Consider the following 19,352-nt stretch of genomic DNA (forward strand, 5'->3'; position numbering starts at 1 on the left):
ATATCCGACGCCGGATGCGCCAGTAGGGCGGCGCATCCGGCGTTTTGGCGTTTGCGGCTCTGAGTGCGGGTCAAAGCGCGTCAAGCGCCAGGGCTTCGCGCGTCACGCCTCGTGCGAACGCCGGAGCGTTAGCAGCGCAAGCCAGGCGGCGAGGCGCTCCATACCGCGTCGCACGCCCGCGAACGGCGGCTGCCACGCGCTCGTGATGCTCACGCGCGCCGGCATGGCGGCCTCGGTGCTGAGCCAGATGCGCTCGCCACGCTCGAGCCGAAGCGTCTCGCCCGGTTGCAGCCAGTGGTCGTAGGGCGACCGCGCGCGCGTGACCCACACCTGGGTTACCCGAACACGCAGCGTGGCCGATGCGCTCACGCGCCAGGTGACAGTGCGCATGGGCGGCACGGCGAAGTGGACCGATTGGACGGGCAACAAATCGTCGAAGCGGTCGGTTGCGTCCGCAACGGCGTGCGCAACGGGCTGTGAAGCGGGCTGTGAAGCGGGCTGTGAAGCGGGTTGCGAGGCGAGTTGCGAAGCGGTCAGTGAGGCTGCCTGAAAAGCGTCATCCATCGTTTTCTCCAGTTTTTGGAGCCGACGAACGGAGCGCTGTCACCCAGAAAAACAAAAAGCCCCGTCGATGCCGGCGGGGCTTGTGATTTGCGTGACGACAGACTGCTAGTACGCACACCATCCCCGTGGGTTACCCGTATGGGTTTTGCACGGATGATTCATCGTGTTTGCGATGACGAGGCGGGTGGAGGAAGTGTGCATGGGTCGAGTGTGCGGGGTGCCTTGCCGCGCTGTCAACCAGAAATGCTTTAACTGGCTTTGCCAGCCGTCGCTTGTGTTGCGTGCGAGTCTCTTTCCACCTTTGCATGATGCGATCGCGCCCTTCGATGGCATATTCTCTTGCCGGCGGCACTGGTTTCTCAATAGGATCGGTGGTTTACATAAATATCCGGTCGACGGTGTTCGCATGGGAGCGCACCCTTGAGAAGCCCGCAGCTTCACAGTGTTGTGTGGAAACGACTGTGTCTGATATATCACATACAGAATATTGCTTTTTGTCGCGGCGCAGCATATGATTGAGTGATTCGATTACTCAATCATGCGGAGCTTCAAATGGATTTCGTTTCTCTCGCACTGTTCGGTGCAGCGGTCGTGGGTCTGGGTGCAGTTGCTACGGTCATGATCGCCAGGTGGCTGCCGCAGTCTGCCATTGAGCAGGCCGCGCAGCATGGCCGGTACGTTGGTTTGGGCGAAGCTCCGCGCGCCAGGGCTATTCGTCGTGCACAATTCGGTCCGCGAATCCGTGCGCAGGTCGGAAAAGAGGTAATCAATGTCGTCAGAACAAACTGAAGTTGTAGCAAGCCGGGAAGCGGCGCCGCTCAAGCTGGTGCTGCAGCCCATCAACGCAACACTGAGCCTGCGCGATCAGGCTTACGCCATGCTGCGCCAAGCCATCGCCGACGCCGACATCTACCAGTCGCGCGAGGAAATCCGGCTCGACGAGCGCGTGCTGAGCGAATCGCTCGGCGTGAGTCGCACGCCGGTGCGCGAGGCCATGACGCTGCTCGAGCAGGAGGGCTTCCTGCGCATGGTGCCGCGCCGCGGCATCTATATCGTGCGCAAGAGCAAGCGCGAGATCGTCGAGATGATCCAGATGTGGGCCGCGCTCGAAAGCATGGCTGCGCGCCTCGCCACGATCCACGCCACCGACGAGGAAATCGCGCGGCTGCGCCACATGTTCGACGACTTCCGCGACAGCACGCCCGCCGAACACATCGCCGAGTACTCGGACGCCAACATCGCGTTCCACCAGGCGATTGTGGAGCTCTCGAAGTCGCAGATCATCCTCGACACCATCAAGAACATCTTCGTGCACGTGCGCGCCATTCGCCGCATGACGATTTCGCAGAGCGACCGGGCTTCGCGCTCGATCGTCGATCATCTGCGCATTATCGAAGCGCTGGAGAAGCGTGACACCGAGCTGGCGGAAAAGCTCGTGCGCCAGCATTCGCTCGATCTCGCGGTCTATGTCGAGAAGAACTGCGATTTCCTGGATTGAGCCAGGCGGCTGACGCCGCTCAAGCAAGGCAGAACGGGAGACCATCCGGTCTCCCGTTTTGCGTTTACGCCCTTCACGCCATTCATCACACGTCGCGTGAACGGCCTCCATCAGCCGACTTTATGCGCATCAATCTCTGGCATCCCTGACCCGGTCATGGTGCGCGACCCATCCTTCACACGAAATCTGGCATATCAGAGTGGGAAGACGTTCGGGGTTTTCCCTCGTGTGCACCGCGTCAAGGCCGTCGAATTTTCGCCGAAACCACGCTGGATAAGGCGTCGACGCGATTCTGATGGCATTCCCGATGGGCAATTCCCCTCTTGCTTCATACTGATATATCACATACCGTATTGCTCAAGGACGCAGATACGCGCCATCGCGCGAAACCCCTCGCCCACGCAACCCCACCGATTTTCGAAAACTCGCCCGGCCACGATTAGATAAGGAGACATGACATGGGCAAGGCATTGACCGGCGTGCGCATCCTCGATTTCACGCACGTGCAGTCGGGACCCACCTGCACGCAACTGCTCGCGTGGTTCGGCGCGGACGTGATCAAAGTAGAGCGCGTAGGCGCCGGCGACATCACGCGGGAGCAACTGCGCGACCTGCCGGACGCGGACAGCCTCTACTTCACGATGCTCAACGGCAACAAGCGTTCGCTCACGCTCGACACGAAGAACCCGCAAGGCAAGCGCGTGCTGGAGCGGCTCATTCGCGACTGCGACGTGCTGGTCGAAAACTTTGCGCCGGGCGCGCTCGAGCGCATGGGCTTCAGCTGGGAACGTATACAGACGCTGAACCCGCGCATGATCGTGGCCTCGGTGAAGGGCTTCGGCCCTGGTCCGTACGAGGACTGCAAGGTCTACGAGAACGTCGCGCAGTGCGTGGGCGGCGCGGCTTCGACGACGGGCTTCGACGACGGCCCGCCGGTCGTCTCCGGCGCGCAGATCGGTGACAGCGGTACCGGCCTGCATCTCGCGCTCGGCATCGTCACGGCGCTCTACCAGCGCACGCACACGGGGCGCGGCCAGAAGGTGCTCTCGGCCATGCAGGACGGCGTGCTCAACTTGTGCCGCGTGAAGCTGCGCGACCAGCAGCGGCTCGAGCGCACCGGCGTCATGAAGGAGTACCCGCAGTATCCCAACGACGGCTTCGGCGAGGCCGTGCCGCGCGCCGGAAATGCGTCGGGCGGCGGCCAGCCGGGCTGGATTCTCAAGTGCAAGGGTTGGGAGACCGATCCGAACGCCTATATCTATTTCATCGCGCAGGCGCCCGTGTGGGACCGCATCTGCAAGCTGATCGGGCGCGAGGAGTGGATCGACGATCCGGACTATGCCACGCCGAATGCGCGCCTGCCGCGCCTGAAGGCGATCTTCGACGAGATCGAGCACTGGACCATGCATCGTACGAAGTTCGACGCGATGGCCGTGCTCAACCGCTACGACATTCCGTGCGGCCCGATTCTCTCGATGAAGGAGATCGCCAACGACGAATCGCTGCGCGCGAGCGGCACGATCGTCGAGGTGGATCACCCGGTGCGCGGCAAGTACCTCACGGTGGGCAACCCCATCAAGCTCTCGGACAGTCCGACCGAAGTCACGCGTTCGCCGATGCTGGGCGAACACACCGACGAAGTGCTCGCCGAATTCGGCTACACGAAGGACGAGATCCACTCGCTGCGCGCTTCTGGCGCTGTTTGAAATCAGGGAGGAAACATGGAAACGTGGATGCGTTTGATGGCGAGCGACGGCAGCATCGTGTTCGGCCGCGTCGAGAACGGTTACCTGCACGAATACGAAGGCCTCGGTCAGCCGGTGCCGACTGGCGCGGTGCTGTCGCTGCGCGCCCTCACGCCGCTTGCGCCCTGTGCGCCCGGCAAGGTCGTTGCGCTGTGGAACAATTTTCACGCGCTCGCCGCGAAACTCGAAAAACCGGTGCCCTCGCACCCGCTTTTTCTGATCAAGCCGGCGGCTTCGGTGATCGGCTCTTCGGAATTGATTCGGCGTCCTGCTCACTACGCGGGAAAAATCGTCTTCGAAGGCGAACTCGGCATCGTGATCGGCAAGCGCTGCCGCGATGCGAGCGCCCAGGAAGCCGAGGCGGCGATCTTCGGCTACACGATCGTCAACGACGTCACGGCCGCGGGCCTCATCCCCGAGAATCCGCACTTCCCGCAATGGTGCCGCGCCAAAGGTTTCGATACGTTCTGTTGTCTGGGCCCGGCGATCGTTTCCGGGTTCGACTGGCAGCGTGCACGTGTCGTCACGAAACTCGATGGCGTGGAGCGGCAGAATTATCCGCTCGACGACATGGTCTTTTCGCCGGCACAGCAGGTGAGCCTCATTTCGCAGGACCTGACGCTCGAACCCGGCGACGTGATTGCGTGCGGCACCTCGCTCGGCGTAGGCTCGATCGTTGATGGCGCAACGGTCGAGGTCACCATTGAAGGGATCGGTACGCTGAGCAATGCGCTGGGGGCCGCGTCGGCGCAGATCGAGTCGCTCGCTGCCGTCGAGGGCACGGCTTGACGGAGTGAAACAAAAGACGCGCGGCAGCGATGCCGCGCGAGGAGGAGAAATGCCGGAGCAACTGGCTGGCGACCTGGCGTGGCTGGGCGCTGGCGCGCTGTTCGCATGGCTCGGCTGTGCATTTGCACAATTGGCGGCGCTCGCGCCGGTGCGTGCGTGGTCTTCGTCGCGTTCTCACGCCAGGCCGCGCTGCGCGAGGCGAGCTGGTGCGCCGTACAAGCATCGGTTCGCCTTCGCCGTTTCGTTCGCATTGCTACTGACCGTTGCGCCCGGCGCGATCGCTGCGGGGTGGATGCATGCCGCCGACGCCACGGTCGCGGTCGAAGCCGGCGTGCTCGGCGGTTTGTGCCTTGTGGGCCGGCGCGACCTCACCCGGCGCGCGCGGACGGCGGCGCTGCTCGGTGGTGTAGCGGGCGCGAGTGTCTTGATCGGCGCGTTCGTTGGCTATGTGCTGCAGCCTGAGCGTAGCGCTGGCGAACGTGTGGCGCTGTTCGTCGCGGCGGCGACCGGCGCATTGCTAACCGGCGGCGCGCTGAGTTTGCTCAGCCGTGGCGCGCAAGCGAGCGGCCCGGTGCGCAGGCGCGTGCCATTCGGCCGCGGCGACCGCGTCATGAATGCGCTCGCGCTGCTGCTCGGCGCGGCACTCGGCTATGGGTTCCTGAGTGCGCGTGCTTCCCCCGAATTCGAAATCTCCGTGCTGGTCGCGGCGAGCGTGCTGTGCGCGGCGCTGGGCGCGCGGCTCATGAGCGGCGCCCGGCGACCGCGGCTCGCACGCACGGGCGTCGTCCAGGCACCGCAGCGTGAGCCCTTCAGCGCGACATTCAATGCAAGTTTTGCGGGTGTGCCGGACGAACTGCTGGTCGCGGCCTGCGGCAGTGGCGCGTTCGAGCCCGCGTGGCTGGCCGCGAGCGGCACGCCGCACGGTGGGGCGGGGCGCGCGGGGCATCACGCGTCGCAGGACTTGCCACGGCGGCGGCGCAGCCGGGGCGGCGCGCTGCGTCAGAGGCAAGGGCCGCACTGAGGTCGTATCGACCATCTGCGGGACCAGGAGAAATAGCAGAACACGCAATACGACGTGAATGATTAGTCATGCGTGATGGTTCCAGGCGACGCCATCAAACCTTACTTATGCAAACTCGCTTCTGACACTTTTGTAATGTTCTCGATGAGCGGCGCGCCTTCCTCCATTAGGAAGCGCTTGAACGCGAGCGCGACCGGCGGCAGGCGCTTGTTTTTCCGGTGCACGACGTACCAGTTGAGCATGACCGGGAAGCCTTCGACGTCGAGCACAGTAAGGTGACCGACCTGCAATTCGAGACTGATGGTGTGCGCTGAAAGAAAGGCGATGCCCATGCCCGCGATCACGGCCTGCTTGATCGTCTCGGTGCTCTGGATCTCCATGGCGATCTTGAGGTTCGTGATCTTCCCGGCGAAGCCCTCTTCCATGGAGTTCCACGTGTCCGAGCCGCGCTCGCGCACGATGAATGCCTCGTTGGCGAGCGTGCTGAGCTTGATGGCGCGCTTGTTGGCGAGCGGATGCGTTGGCGCCGCAACGATCACGTATGGGTGGGGCGCAAACGGTTCGTTGATGGCGTCGGTCGCGTGGGGCGGACGCACCATCACGGCGAGATCGGTCTGGTTGGTGGCGAGCTGCTGGAGCAACTGCTCGCGGTTGTGCACGGAGAGGTTGAGCGCGACGCCCTTGTAGCGGCGCGTGAACTCGGCCAGCAGGCGCGGAAAGAAATAATCGCCGGCGCTAATGACGGCGACGTTGAGCTTGCCGCCCGAGACGCCCTTTAGCTGACTCATCGCCTCGTCCACTTCGTGGAACTGCTGCATGATCGCGCGGCTGTAGTGCAGCATCTCCGTGCCCGCGGGCGTGAGATAGATCTTTTTGCCGAGCTGCTCGAAGAGCGGCAGGCCTGCGTGATCTTCGAGTTGCCGAACCTGCGTGGAAACGGCCGGCTGGGTGAGATGCAGCTCTTCCGCAGCACGCGAAAAACTGAGGTGGCGCGCCACGGTCTCGAAGACCTTGAGCTGGCGCAGCGTGGCGTTTCGCATCGTCATGGCCGAACCATAAAGGATACTGAATCCACATAATAACAAACTTTAATTGTGAGTAATTCGGCAATCACCCTAGCATAAGTTGAAAGGAGTCCGAATGCCGTGCAAAGCGCTCGAAGCAACGTTCGGGTTAACGCTCGGAAATGCGATTTCATAAGGGACAACGCGTAGAAAATCCCCTGTTTTACGATGTTTTCTGGTGTTTGACGCTATGCCAGGGTGAATGAGTATTGACGGATGTTCAATCGGATCGGCGATTCCGCCGGCGATCACAAAGCACAGCGCGGCGAAGTGAAAAGCTAAAACCATAAGCCTCGATTTATGCAGACCCGTAATCATGCAGGCTGCAATGAATAGATAGCGGAGACAAGCGATATGAATTCAATCGGTCAGAGGAGCGAGAGCGGTCCGTTCTGGACGAACCGCTGGTTTCAACTGGTGGTGGGCATGCTATGCATGGCGCTCGTTGCCAATCTGCAATACGCATGGACGCTGTTCGTCGCACCGATGAATTCGCGCCACCACTGGGGCCAGGCGGAGATTCAACTGGCGTTCTCTATTTTCATTCTGACCGAGACCTGGCTCGTGCCGGTGGAAGGCTGGCTCGTCGACAAGTTCGGCCCCCGTCCGGTCGTGGCGGGCGGCGCGGTTTGCGCAGGCCTCGCCTGGGTGATCAACTCCTACGTCACGACGCTGCCGATGCTCTACGTGTCGGCCGTGATCGCGGGCATCGGCGCGGGCGGCGTGTACGGCACCTGCGTGGGTAACGCGCTCAAGTGGTTCCCGGACCGCCGCGGCCTCGCCGCGGGCCTCACGGCCGCAGGCTTCGGCGCCGGCGCCGCCGTGACGGTGATTCCGATTGCGAACATGATCACGCGCTCCGGCTACGAGCACACGTTCTTCTTCTTCGGCGTGCTCCAGGGCGTGTCGATTCTCGTGCTCTCGCTCCTGCTCGTGAAGCCCGTGACGCGCCCCTTCGCTGCGGCAGGCCGTCGTCTCGTCTCGCGCGTCGACTACACGCCGGGCCAGATGGTCAAGCAGCCGGTCTTCTGGGTGATCTATGTCTGTTTCGTCGCGGTGGCCGCCGGCGGCCTGATGGCAACGGCGCAGATCGGGCCGATCGCCAAGGACTGGGGCCTCGCCCGCATTCCGATGACGGTGTTCGGCATGACGCTGCCGCTCCTCACGCTCACACTGTCGATCGACAACATCTGCAACGGCTTCACGCGTCCTCTGTGCGGCTTCATCTCCGACAAGATCGGCCGTGAGAATGCGATGTTCCTGATCTTCGTGGGCGAAGGGCTCGCGTTGCTCGGCATGATGCAGTTCGGCACGAACCCGTATGCGTTCATGACCTTCGCCGCGCTCATCTTCCTGTTCTGGGGCGAAATCTTCTCGATCTTCCCGGCCATCTGCGCCGACACCTTCGGCAGCAAGTACGCCGCATCGAACGCCGGCACGCTGTACACCGCCAAGGGCACGGCAGCGCTGCTCGTGCCCGTGGCCTCGGTGCTGTCTGCCACCGGCGGCTGGAGTGCGGTGTTCATCGCGGCTGCGGTCATCACGATCGCGGCGGGCGTGAGCGCCAAGTTCTTCCTCGCGCCGATGCGCAAGCGTCTGATCGAGCAGAGCAGCGAAGCCAGCAGTGACGCGAGCAGCGAGTCCAACGTCACGCTTGCCACGAATACGGGCGCGGGGCTGCCGCACTGGTCCAACCAAAGCGGCGAATGAGGCGCGCGGCCCGCCATGTCGATGAACGTATCGCTCCAGCAGCTCAAGGTGTTCGTCGCGGTGGCGCGGGCGCGCAGCTTCACGCGTGCAGCACGCGAGTTCGGGCTCACGCAGTCGGCGGTGAGCCGCTGCGTGCGCGAACTGGAAGAAGCGGTCGAACTCAAGCTGTTCGATCGCACCACGCGCCAGGTCGAGCTCACGCTCGCGGGCAGCGGCTTCGAGCGGCGCATCGGCCGCCTGCTCGACGAGATCGAGATGGCGCTCAACGAGGGCCGCGACGCGCATCAGGCGCATAGCGGCGTAGTGCTCGTGGCGAGCAACCCGGTGCTTTCGTCGACCTGGGTGCCCGCCGCGCTCGCGCGCTGCGCAGCGGCTTTTCCTTCGCTCACGCTGCAACTGCAGGATTTGCCACAGGCGGCCGTGCTGCAGGCGGTCGAGCAGGGCGAGGCCGACTTCGGCGTGATCGCGGAAAGCGTGCCGTTCGCAAGCGGCAATCTCGACGTGCAGCCGCTCTCGGCCACGCCGCTTTGCGCGCTCTTGCCCGCGCACCATCCGCTTGCGCTACAGGGGGCGCTGCGATGGGACGATCTCGCGCGCGAACCGCTGGTCACGCTCAATCGCGACGCCGGCTGCCGTGGCGCGGTGATGCGTGCGCTGGACGGTCTGCGGCCTGAGGGGAGGCCGCTTCAGGAGTTCGCGCACGTGGCGGGCGTGGCGCGCATGGCGCAACTCGGCATGGGCATCGGCGTGTTGCCGGTGTGCGTGGACGGCGCGCGCGGGGGGCATGCGCATCGTGCGGGCGACGTTGCGCACGCAACGTGTCACTGGCCCGCGCCCGCGGGGCCGCTCGTGACGCGCTTGCTGCATCCAGTCGTCAACGTGACGACGATGCTCGTGCGGCGTCGCCATCGTTCGCTGCGGCCTTGTGCTGAGGAGGCGTGGGCGCAGTTCATGCCGGACGGGCCAGTCGCGGATGGGGCAGTGGCGGAGGGTTCGGACCCGGAGGTTTCATCGCCGGATAGCGAAGCACTGCCGCAAACGGCCATCGACGGCTCGCCGATGCGTGGCTCTAACGGCGCGCCGATGCGCGTCGCGTTGCGCGGCGCCGATACGCCGCCGCCGCTCCAGGTGACCCGCACCCACGCCCGCATCGAATAGTGGCGCGTTACTTCATCTGCAAAGCAAAACGGATCGCTCGAAGCGATCCGTTTTGTTTTTCCAGCATCGGAACCAGCGCGGAAAAAAAGCGGCGCGCACGCCGCCTCTTCGCGATGACTGACGTTACGCCGGCTGCATCGCCATCCGCTCACGCTGCTTGACCAACGCGAGCACGGTGTCGATGGCCGGCGTCGGCTCGCCGACCAGCCTGCCCATTTCCTGCACGACGGTGATCAGCGGATCGATCTCCATCGGCCGGCCGGTTTCGAGGTCGACGAGCATCGAGGTCTTGTGCGCGCCCACCGCGCCCGCGCCGTCGATGCGACGCTCCACATCCACGCGGAAGCTCACGCCGAACCGCTCGGCAATCCGCTTGCCTTCGAGCATCATCGTGCGCGCCACGGCACGCGTGGCCGGGTCGCTGGTGATGACGTCGAGCGTGGCGTGCGTCAGCGCGCTGATCGGGTTGAAGCAGAGATTGCCCCACAGCTTGAGCCAGATTTCGTCGCGGATGTTCTCGCGGATCGGCGCTTCGAACCCGGCGGCCTGCATGGCTTCATGAAGCTGGACGATGCGCGGGGTGCGCTCGCCCGAAGGCTCGCCAATCGGAAACTTCTTGCCGTACACGTGACGGATCACGCCAGGCGCGTCGATTTCGGCGGCCGGATAGAGCACGCAGCCAATCGCGCGCTCGGGCGTGAGTCGGTTCCATTGCGCGCCGTCCGGGTCGATGCTTTCGAGCCGCGTGCCCGCGAACTTTCCGCCATGCTGGTAGAAGTACCAGTAGGGAATGCCGTTGGTTCCCGTGACGATGGCCGTGTGCTTGCCGAGGAGCGGCTGCATCGCGTCGATCACGCCCGCCACCGAGTGCGCCTTGAGCGTAATGATGACGACGTCCTGCACGCCCAGTTCGCGCGCATCGGACGTGCAGCGGACGTTCGCCACGTACTCCTCACCGTCCATCAGCAGGCGTGCGCCGTTCGCGCGCATGGCGGCCAGATGCGGGCCGCGAGCGACGAAGCTCACGTCGGCGCCTGCGCGTGCGAGCTGCACGCCCATCATGCCTCCAATGGCGCCCGCTCCAAAGATGCAGATCTTCATGTTGAAACCCCAATGACGTTGAAAACCGCTGTCCGCAGGGCGATGCGCGAGCTTCGGGGAAAAGCTGCCCGCTCGCCGCGACCCCGGACGATGGTTTGAGCATAGGGGGCGTCGTCGATTAACGACAGTTAAAGTTTCTCGCGAAAATCATCAAGAGAAGCTTATGCATGGAGGGCGCGAGACGAGGCTGTTCAGGCGCGCCGCACGAGCAGAAAACTCACGCCGATCAGGCCGAGAAATGCGCCGCAGGTGCGATTGAACCAGCGGCGCACGGCGGTGCGTGTGAGCCAGCGGCCGAGGTACATGCCGGCGAGCGAGTAGAGCGCGATGGCCACGCATTCGAGCACGAGAAAGCTCGCGCCGAGCACGCCGAACTGCGGCGCGATGGGCCTGGCGACATCGACGAATTGCGGCAGGAAGGCCGTGAAAACGAGAATCGCCTTGGGGTTGCCCGCCGCCACCAGGCACTCGCGCCACGCGAGGCGCGCGAGCGAGGCGTCGCCATCCATGCTCTCGCCGATGGGGTTGGCGTCGCTGCGCCAGAGCTGCACGGCGAGCCAAACGAGGTAAGCAGCGCCCGCGAGCTTGATGACGAAGAAGACCGCCTCGGATGCGCGCAGCACCACGGCAAGACCCGCGGCCGCGAGCGCGATCATGGCGGCGAACGAAACGAGCCGGCCCGTGCCCCCAAGGAACGCGCGCAGGAATCCGTGCCGCGCGGCCACATTGATCGAGAGGAGATTGTTCGGCCCCGGCGCCATGTTGAGCGCGAAGCAGGCGGGCAGAAAGAAGAGCCAGGCGGTGAGGGACATGATGACGCTCGAAGAACGTTAGCGCCGTGCGCGGCGCGCCGTGATTCGCGCCATTCTAGCGCGCCGCGCGCGAACCGCCTGGCCGCTCAATGGAAAACCGGCAGCATGAGAAAGAGCTTGATGGTGATGGCGTTGGCAATGTCGATGAAGAACGCGGCCACCATCGGCACCACGAGAAACGCCAGATGGGAATGGCCGAAGCGCGCCGTGACCGCCTGCATGTTCGCAATCGCCGTGGGCGTTGCACCGAGGCCGAAGCCGCAGTGCCCCGCCGAAAGCACGACGGCGTCGTAGTTCGCGCCCATTACGCGGAACGTCACGAAGATCGCGTAGACCACCATCAGCAGCGTTTGCGCGGCGAGGATCGTGAACACCGGCAGCGCAAGCGCGGCGAGGTCCCACAGGCGCAGCGTCATGAGCGCCATGGCGAGAAAGAGCGCGAGGCTCACGTTGCCGATCAGCGCGACGGCATGCTCGGCCACGGGCCGCCCGACGAGCGAGAGCCCATTGGCGAGCAGCACGCCGACGAACAGCACGCACACGAAGGTCGGCAATTCGAACGCGGTGCCGGCGATCAGCCCGGAGAGCGCTTCGCCCACGGCGAGGCTGATGGCGATGAGCGTGAGCGTGTTGATGAACGCGCCAGGCGTAGTGGGCTGCTCGGCTTTCGGTTCCTCGAAGGCGTACGGGTCGGGCGTTGCCGCGTCGCTGGCGCGCGGCGCTGCGTCGCCGGCCTGTGCGCCGATGCGCTTCATCAGGTGCTGCGCAACGGGGCCGCCAAGAATGCCGCCCATGATCAGCCCGAAGGTGGCGCACGCAATGGCTGCTTCGGTAGCGGACTGCAACCCGTGATGCTCGGTGAACACCGCGCCCCATGCGGCGCCCGTGCCATGCCCGCCCGCGAGCGAGACCGAGCCGCCGAGCAACCCGAACAGCGGATCGACGCCGAAGGCCATGGCGAGCGCGATGCCCAGCACGTTTTGCAGCACGAGGAGGGCGACCACGACAGCGAGAAAACGCACCAGCACCGGGCCGCCTTGCTTCAGGTTGGCGAGGTTCGCATTGAGGCCGATGGTGGCGAAGAACGCTTGCATGAGCGGCGCCTGCAGCGAGGTGTCGAAGGCCACGTCCGTGTGCGCGAAGCTGTGGAGTCCGAACACGATCAGCGCCGCGACGATGCCGCCCGCCACGGGTTCCGGTATCGTCCATTTGCGCAGGATCGGCACGGCCGCGACGAGCCACTGGCCGACCAGCAGCACGAGTGACGCGACGACGAGCGTTCCGTAGACTTTGACGTTCATGGCGGGTGTCCGGCGGGGCGAGGAGGGGGCCAGGCTGGCGGCGCATCTTTCGCGCACGGTACACCAGGCGCCTGCGGGTTGCGCGCATGATGCGCAGCGACGCGCCGGTTTCGGCCACGTTGCTTGCACGAAACGGGGCCCCACGCTTAAATTGGCAGGCATTCACAAGCGCAAAGCCGCCGGCCATGGAGGACGAATAACCCCGCATTTCCCCGTTTGCCGCGATGGCGCGAGACCGTACAAGAACCGGAGAAGGTCATGAATGGGAGCACCGTTGCTGAACGCGTGACGGCCGGGCGTGCCGCGCGCGAGCGCTCGAAACGTTCGAGCCACAAGGAAACCGGCACCATCAAGCGCGATCCGCTCGCATTGCTGCGCTCGAGCAGCGAAGGCCGCGTGCCGAACCTCGTGCAGTTGCGCTACGGGCGCATGATCGTTTCGCCCTTCACGTTCTTTCGCGGCAGCGCGATCCTCCAGGCGCACGATCTTGCGGGGGTGCCCAACACCGGCATGACGATGGAGATTTGCGGCGACGCGCATCTGCTGAACTTCGGCGCCTTCGCCACGCCCGAGCGTCAACTCGTGTTCGATCTCAACGACTTCGACGAGGTCGCCCCCGGCCCGTGGGAGTGGGATGTGAAGCGCCTCGTGGCGAGCTTCGTCGTGGCGGCGCGGCACATGCGCTACTCGCGCGGTGTGGCCGAGGAACTGGTGATGACGGCCGTGACCAGCTATCGCGACCGCCTGCGCCAGTACGCGGAGTACGGCGCGCTCGATCTCTGGTACGACAAGATCACCTTCGACCGCATGGTCGAAACCGCGCTCACGCCCGAAGGCCGTCGCCTGATCCGGCGCGGCATGGAGAAGGCCGCCAATCGCACGCATGAGAACCTGCTCGAAAAGCTCGCGCAGCGCGACGGCGACCGCTGGACGATTCACGACCTCCCGCCCGCGCTCTTTCACGTGCACGGCGTCAACACGCTGTTCGAACCCGAGGACGACTGGTTCACGCTTGGCGACTGGCGCGCGCTGATCGAGCCCATGTTCGAGGATTACGCGAAGACACTCGCACCCGACCGGCGTGAACTGCTCGATCACTTCGCGATTCAGGACCTGGTGTTCAAAGTGGTGGGCGTGGGTAGCGTGGGCACGCGTTGCCTCGTGATGCTGCTCGTCGATCATCACGAGAAGCCGCTCTTCCTGCAGGTGAAAGAGGCGCGTCGTTCGGTCGTTTCGCAGTACTTGAAGTCGACTTCGATCAAGCACGAAGGCGCTCGCGTCGTGCACGGCCAGCGGCTGCTGCAGGCGGCGAGCGATATCTTCCTTGGCTGGACTACGGGGCCCAATGGGCGTCATTTCTACGTGCGCCAGTTGCGCGACATGAAGCTCTCGGTCGATCTCCAGTTGCTCGACAGCACGCTGCTCTGCGGCTATGCGCGTCTGTGCGGCTGGGCGCTCGCGCGCGCGCATGCGAAGTCGGGCAGCGCCGCCATCGAAATCTCTTCGTACATCGGCCGCAGCGACCAGTTCGCGGAGGCGCTCACGGGCTACGCATTCAGCTATGCCGACCAGGTGGAGCGCGATTACGACGTGTTCCTCAAGGCCGCGCGCAGCGGCGCGATCGTCGCGCGCAGCGACGACGACATGGCCGCCGATTTCCGCGTTTGAGCGGACGACCAGCCGCTCGATTTAAGGCTCAACCGAAAGAACGAGGCAACGATGAGTGATACGGAACAACGCAGGATCGCACTGGTGACGGGCGCGGGCAGCGGCATTGGCCGAGCGTGCGCGCAAAGGCTGCTGGCCAACGGCTTCGCCGTCGTGCTGGCAGGCCGGCGGCCCGTGCCGCTCGAAGCGCTCGCCAGCGAGGCCCGCGCGCGCGGCCAAGAGGCGCTGGCGGCGCCTTGCGACGTGACCGACGCGGCGGCCGTCGAGGCGCTCTTCGAGACGATCCGCACGCGCTACGGCCGGCTCGATCTGCTCTTCAATAACGCGGGCCGCAACGCGCCGGCCGTGGACATCGACGAGCTTTCCGTGGACGACTGGCGCGCCGTGGTCGATACGAACCTCACCGGCGTGTTCCTGTGCACGCGCGCGGCGTTCGGGCTCATGAAGCGGCAGACGCCGCGAGGTGGACGCATCATCAACAACGGCTCGATTTCGGCGCACGCGCCGCGGCCGTTCAGCGCCGCCTACACGGCTACCAAGCACGCCATCACGGGCCTCACGAAAACCGTTTCGCTCGATGGCAGGCGCTACGACATTGCGTGCGGGCAGATCGACATCGGCAACGCGGCGACCGAGATGGCCGAGCGCATGGCACGCGGCGTGCCGCAGGCGAACGGCGAGATCGCCGTCGAGCCGCTGATGGACGTGGAGTTCGTGGCCGACGCGCTGCTGCACATGGCGCAGCTGCCACTCGAAGCGAACGTGCAGTTCATGACGATCATGGCGACGAAGATGCCGTTCGTAGGGCGCGGCTGAGCGCGTAGCCCGGGCGGGCGTCGCACGCTCGGCCGCCGCGTCCCGTATACTGGCCGCTGAACCACCACGACGCCCGAGCGCCCATGTCTTTGCCCCCGCGTCCGGACGACGATCCGCGTCCCCAGCCGCCCGTATGCCCCGATAACGACGACTGCTGCCATAGCGGCTGCGACCCCTGCATCTTCGATCTGTACGACGAGGAGTTCGGGCGGTACCGCGCCGCGCTGGCCGCGTGGGAAGCGCGCGAAGCCGAACGGCAGGCACAGGCGCAGATGAAAGCGCCGCGCAAGCGAGCCGCAAAACCGGCTTCCCCATCGGCCGCGCCGTCGCGGGAGAAGCCCTCGCGCTGAACTGCATTGCTGCCTGCCGCCATGACCGAATCCATTATCGTTCCCGACGCTCCCGTTCTCGACGCCGCCGCACTCGACGCGCTGCAGGCGTTCGTCGAGCGCCATCCGCGCCTGTTCGTGCTGACCGGCGCGGGCATCAGCACGGATTCGGGCATTCCGGGCTATCGCGACGAGAACGGCGCCTGGAAACGCTCGCCGCCCATCACGCTGCAGGAATTCCTCGGCTCCGAGAGCATGCGGCGCCGGTACTGGGCGCGCAGCCTGATCGGCTGGCCCACGGTGGGGCTCGCGCAGCCCAACGGCGCGCACCGCGCGCTCGCGCACCTCGGCGCGGCGGGCTACGCGCGCACGCTCGTCACGCAGAACGTGGACGGCCTGCATCAGCGCGCGGGCAGCCGCGACGTGATCGAACTGCACGGCAGCATCGCGCACGTGCATTGCCTCGACTGCGGTGCGCAGTATTCGCGTGCCTCGATCCAGCCCGAACTCGAGGCGCGCAACCCGGCCGTTACGGGCGCGAGCGCGGAACCCGCCGCCGACGGCGACGCCCATCTCGACTTCGACGGCGCCAACGCCTTCCACGTGCCCGCGTGCGCCGCGTGCGGCGGCATGCTCAAGCCTTCGGTGGTGTTCTTCGGCGAGAACGTGCCGCGCGAGCGCGTGGCGAGCGCCTCGAACGCGCTCGACGAGGCCGACGCCGTGCTCGTAGTCGGCTCCTCGCTGATGGTGTATTCGGGCTACCGCTTCTGCGCCTGGGCGCAGCAGCGCGGCAAACCCGTGGCCGCGATCAACATGGGCAAGACGCGCGCCGACCCGCTCCTCGCTCTCAAACTCGAAGCCTCCTGCGCGGCCGTGCTCGACGCGCTGGGCGCGCGCCTCGTCCCCTGACACTCCACGACCCCACGGAACCGACGACATGCTGACTACGCTAGCCGACCTCGAAGCGCACTACGGCACGCCGCATGAACGCGCGTTGCGCAAGGAAATCGATCACGTCAACGCGGATTACCGGCGCTTCATCGAAAGCTCGCCGTTCGTCGTGCTGGCGACGGGCGGCCCGGATGGCCTCGACTGCTCACCGCGCGGCGATGCACCCGGCTTCGTGCGCATTCTCGACGAGCACACGCTCGCGTTGCCCGACCGGCCCGGCAACAATCGCGTGGACAGCCTGCGCAACGTGGTCGCCTCGTCACAGGTGGGGCTGCTGTTCATGGTGCCGGGCGTGGGCGAGATGCTGCGCGTGAACGGGCGTGGCCGTGTGAGCACCGACCCCGCGCTCGTCGCGAGCTTCGTGGTGGATGACAAGCCGCCGCGCTCGGTGCTCGTGATCGACGTAGAAAGCGTGTACTTCCATTGCTCCAAGGCCATCGTGCGCTCGAAGCTGTGGGACCCGTCGCGCCACGTCGAGCGCTCGCACCTGCCGAGCGCGGGCGAGATGCTGCGCCGCGTGAACGAGGAGCAATATGGCGAGACGTTCGATGCCGAAACTTACGAAGCCGGTCTCGCCGAACGCATCAAGACCACGCTGTACTGAGTGAACGCCGACTGAACGCCGATCAAACGCCGAAAGACCGCAAGACGATGAACCAACCGCAAGCCGCCCAACGCCTATCCGCGCCCGCCGCCGAGCGCAACGCCGCGCCGATCCTGGAGGTGCTGCGCGGCGCGCTCCCCGCGCGGGGCACCGTGCTCGAAATCGCGAGCGGCACCGGCCAGCATGCCGTCCACTTCGCGACCGCGTTTCCTGACCTCGCGTGGCAGCCGAGCGACGCCGACGCCCGCGCCCGCGCCTCGATCGACGCCTGGCGCGAGCACTCGGGTCTCGCCAACCTGCGTGCGCCGCTCGATCTCGACGTGTGCCGCGAGCCCTGGCCGGTCGACGCGGTGGACGCCATCGTCTGCATCAACATGATTCACATCGCGCCGTGGGCAGCGGCGCAGGCGCTCATGAAAGGCGCGGGCGCGCGCGTTGCTGCGGGCGGAGCGCTCGTGCTCTACGGGCCGTACCGGCGCGAAGGCGTGCACACGGCGCCGAGCAACGAGGCCTTCGACGCCGACTTGCGCGCGCGCGACCCGTCCTGGGGCGTGCGCGACATGGAGGAAGTGGAGGCGCTGGCGCAGGAGAACGGCTTCGAGTGCGAAGCGCGCGTGCCGATGCCCGCGAATAACTTCAGCCTCGTGTTCCGAAAACAGTAAGCCAGGTCGGCAAACGTCCGGCGCGCGTGCGCGCGTTCGCGCAGCGCCGCTACGTTTCCCTTATGCTTGCACGGTTGGCGCCCCGTTGCGGCGCCGTCAATGAATGAAGTGGAGAATCAACATGAGCAAACAGCCAATCGGCGTTGTGGGTCTGGCCGTGATGGGTAGCAATCTGGCGCTCAACATCGAAAGCCGCGGCCACGCGGTCTCGGTGTTCAACCGCAGCCGCGCCAGAACCGACGAGCTGATCGCCGAGTATCCGGATCGCAAGCTCGTGCCGGCGTACACGCTCGAAGAGTTCGTGGATTCGCTGGAAAAGCCGCGCCGCATTCTGATGATGGTGAAAGCCGGCGCGCCCACCGACGACACCATCGCCGCGCTCAAGCCGCTGCTGGAGAAGGGCGACATCCTGATCGACGGCGGCAATACGCACTTCACCGACACTATTCGCCGCAACCAGGAACTCGCGAAGTCGGGCCTGCACTTCATCGGCACGGGCGTGTCGGGTGGCGAGGAAGGCGCGCTCAAGGGCCCCTCGATCATGCCGGGCGGCCAGCGCGATGCTTACGATCTGGTTGCACCGATTCTCACTGAAATCGCCGCGAAGGCGCCGACGGACGGCGAGCCGTGCGTGGCCTACATGGGCCCGGACGGCGCCGGCCATTTCGTGAAGATGGTGCACAACGGCATCGAGTACGGCGACATGCAGCTGATCGCCGAAAGCTACGCGGTGCTCAAGCAGGTGCTCGGCCTCTCGAACGAGGAACTGGGCAAGGTCTACACGGAGTGGAACGAAGGCGAGCTCGACAGCTACCTGATCGAGATCACCTCGAAGATTTTCGGCAAGAAAGACGAGGAAACGGGCAAGGATCTCGTCGACGTGATTCTCGACCGCGCCGCACAAAAGGGCACCGGCAAGTGGACGAGCCAGAACGCGCTGGACCTCGGGGCGCCGCTGCCGCTCATCACCGAAGCCGTGTTCGCGCGCGTGCTCTCGTCGCTCAAGACGCAGCGCGTGGCCGCGAGCAAGGTGCTTGCGGGCCCGGACGCGAAGCCGTTCTCGGGCGACCGCAAGGCGTTCATCGAGTCGGTGCGCCGCGCGCTGTATTTCTCGAAGGTGATTTCGTACGCGCAAGGCTTCTCGCAACTGCGCATGGCTTCCGACGAGTACAAGTGGGACCTGCAATACGGCACGATCGCCAAGATCTTCCGCGCGGGTTGCATCATCCGCGCGCGCTTCCTGCAGAAGATCACGGAGGCGTACGCGAAGGACCCGCAGCTCGACAACCTGCTGCTCGATCCCTATTTCCGTGACATCGCGGCCAACTATCAGTCGGCGCTGCGCGACGTGGTCATCCAGGCGGTGAGCGCGGGCGTGCCGGTGCCGGCGTTCTCGTCGGCGGTTGCGTACTTCGACGGCTACCGCTCCGAGCGCGTGCCCGCCAACCTCGTGCAGGCGCAGCGTGACTTCTTCGGCGCGCACACGTTCGAGCGCATCGATAAGCCGGGCAGTTTCCACGCCGACTGGTCGTAAGGTCGCAAGACGAAAGGCCGCATTG

At 65.4% G+C, this 19,352-nt stretch carries 19 protein-coding genes; 14 read left to right on the forward strand and 5 right to left on the reverse strand.

The genetic code is table 11. The features are described from left to right. Positions 1-102: 102 nt before the first annotated feature. Entirely contained in the window at positions 103-564 is a 462-nt protein-coding gene (locus M3I53_RS14650; protein WP_254316634.1) for a DUF2917 domain-containing protein, read from the reverse strand. A 552-nt stretch (positions 565-1,116) separates the two neighbouring features. On the opposite strand from M3I53_RS14650, the gene M3I53_RS14655 reads away from it, so the two are divergent. The 5 genes from M3I53_RS14655 (at position 1,117) to M3I53_RS14675 (ending at position 5,617) form a co-directional block, all read left to right on the forward strand. After that, positions 1,117-1,353 (forward strand): hypothetical protein, encoded by a 237-nt coding sequence (locus M3I53_RS14655; RefSeq protein ID WP_254316635.1) that lies wholly within the window; start codon positions 1,117-1,119, stop codon positions 1,351-1,353. After that, on the forward strand, positions 1,334-2,062 hold the full coding sequence (locus M3I53_RS14660; protein WP_254316636.1) for a GntR family transcriptional regulator: 729 nt from the start codon (positions 1,334-1,336) through the stop codon (positions 2,060-2,062). Before M3I53_RS14655 ends, M3I53_RS14660 begins: the two co-directional genes overlap by 20 nt. A gap of 458 nt (positions 2,063-2,520) precedes the next feature. Continuing rightward, on the forward strand, positions 2,521-3,768 hold the full coding sequence (gene frc / locus M3I53_RS14665) for a formyl-CoA transferase (protein ID WP_254316637.1): 1,248 nt from the start codon (positions 2,521-2,523) through the stop codon (positions 3,766-3,768). A gap of 15 nt (positions 3,769-3,783) precedes the next feature. Then, a complete protein-coding gene (locus M3I53_RS14670; RefSeq protein WP_254316638.1) occupies positions 3,784-4,596 on the forward strand; it encodes a fumarylacetoacetate hydrolase family protein in 813 nt (270 codons plus the stop codon). A 49-nt stretch (positions 4,597-4,645) separates the two neighbouring features. After that, positions 4,646-5,617, forward strand: coding sequence for a hypothetical protein (locus tag M3I53_RS14675; protein ID WP_254316639.1), 972 nt, complete (start codon positions 4,646-4,648; stop codon positions 5,615-5,617). A gap of 101 nt (positions 5,618-5,718) precedes the next feature. Here M3I53_RS14675 and M3I53_RS14680 read toward each other — a convergent pair whose 3' ends face one another. Then, a complete protein-coding gene (locus M3I53_RS14680; protein ID WP_069261631.1) occupies positions 5,719-6,663 on the reverse strand; it encodes a LysR family transcriptional regulator in 945 nt (314 codons plus the stop codon). A 372-nt stretch (positions 6,664-7,035) separates the two neighbouring features. On the opposite strand from M3I53_RS14680, the gene oxlT reads away from it, so the two are divergent. Beyond that, positions 7,036-8,391 carry an oxalate/formate MFS antiporter gene (gene oxlT, locus M3I53_RS14685; protein ID WP_254316640.1) on the forward strand — a complete coding sequence of 452 codons (1,356 nt, stop codon included), beginning with the start codon at positions 7,036-7,038 and terminating at the stop codon, positions 8,389-8,391. A 21-nt stretch (positions 8,392-8,412) separates the two neighbouring features. After that, entirely contained in the window at positions 8,413-9,549 is a 1,137-nt protein-coding gene (locus M3I53_RS14690; RefSeq protein WP_254316825.1) for a LysR family transcriptional regulator, read from the forward strand. A gap of 123 nt (positions 9,550-9,672) precedes the next feature. On the opposite strand, the gene M3I53_RS14695 is transcribed toward M3I53_RS14690, so the two are convergent. The 3 genes from M3I53_RS14695 to gltS form a co-directional block, all read right to left on the reverse strand. After that, positions 9,673-10,650 (reverse strand): 2-dehydropantoate 2-reductase, encoded by a 978-nt coding sequence (locus tag M3I53_RS14695; RefSeq protein ID WP_254316641.1) that lies wholly within the window; start codon positions 10,648-10,650, stop codon positions 9,673-9,675. 191 nt (positions 10,651-10,841) lie between these two features. Next, entirely contained in the window at positions 10,842-11,462 is a 621-nt protein-coding gene (locus tag M3I53_RS14700; RefSeq protein WP_254316642.1) for a LysE family translocator, read from the reverse strand. 86 nt (positions 11,463-11,548) lie between these two features. Further along, complete coding sequence (gene gltS / locus M3I53_RS14705) at positions 11,549-12,763, reverse strand: sodium/glutamate symporter (protein ID WP_254316643.1); 1,215 nt, start codon at positions 12,761-12,763, stop codon at positions 11,549-11,551. 258 nt (positions 12,764-13,021) lie between these two features. Here gltS and M3I53_RS14710 point away from each other — a divergent pair, with 258 nt between their 5' ends. From M3I53_RS14710 to gndA, 7 genes are all read left to right on the forward strand, one after another. Then, on the forward strand, positions 13,022-14,431 hold the full coding sequence (locus M3I53_RS14710) for a DUF2252 domain-containing protein (protein ID WP_254316644.1): 1,410 nt from the start codon (positions 13,022-13,024) through the stop codon (positions 14,429-14,431). Positions 14,432-14,482: 51 nt separating this feature from the next. Continuing rightward, positions 14,483-15,247, forward strand: a complete 765-nt coding sequence (locus M3I53_RS14715; protein ID WP_254316645.1) for an SDR family oxidoreductase — start codon at positions 14,483-14,485, stop codon at positions 15,245-15,247. A gap of 83 nt (positions 15,248-15,330) precedes the next feature. After that, complete coding sequence (locus M3I53_RS14720; protein ID WP_254316646.1) at positions 15,331-15,597, forward strand: oxidoreductase-like domain-containing protein; 267 nt, start codon at positions 15,331-15,333, stop codon at positions 15,595-15,597. A gap of 21 nt (positions 15,598-15,618) precedes the next feature. Then, the gene (locus M3I53_RS14725; RefSeq protein WP_254316647.1) at positions 15,619-16,485 is read left to right on the forward strand and encodes an NAD-dependent protein deacetylase; all 867 of its coding nucleotides are present in this window, start codon (positions 15,619-15,621) and stop codon (positions 16,483-16,485) included. Positions 16,486-16,513: 28 nt separating this feature from the next. After that, positions 16,514-17,131 (forward strand): pyridoxamine 5'-phosphate oxidase family protein, encoded by a 618-nt coding sequence (locus M3I53_RS14730; protein WP_254316648.1) that lies wholly within the window; start codon positions 16,514-16,516, stop codon positions 17,129-17,131. A gap of 47 nt (positions 17,132-17,178) precedes the next feature. Continuing rightward, a complete protein-coding gene (locus M3I53_RS14735) occupies positions 17,179-17,793 on the forward strand; it encodes a DUF938 domain-containing protein (RefSeq protein WP_254316649.1) in 615 nt (204 codons plus the stop codon). A gap of 121 nt (positions 17,794-17,914) precedes the next feature. Beyond that, positions 17,915-19,327, forward strand: coding sequence for an NADP-dependent phosphogluconate dehydrogenase (gndA, locus tag M3I53_RS14740; RefSeq protein ID WP_254316650.1), 1,413 nt, complete (start codon positions 17,915-17,917; stop codon positions 19,325-19,327). Positions 19,328-19,352: the final 25 nt, after the last annotated feature.

Source organism: Paraburkholderia sp. CNPSo 3272 (assembly GCF_024206495.1).
In the GTDB taxonomy this organism is placed as follows: Bacteria; Pseudomonadota; Gammaproteobacteria; order Burkholderiales; family Burkholderiaceae; genus Paraburkholderia.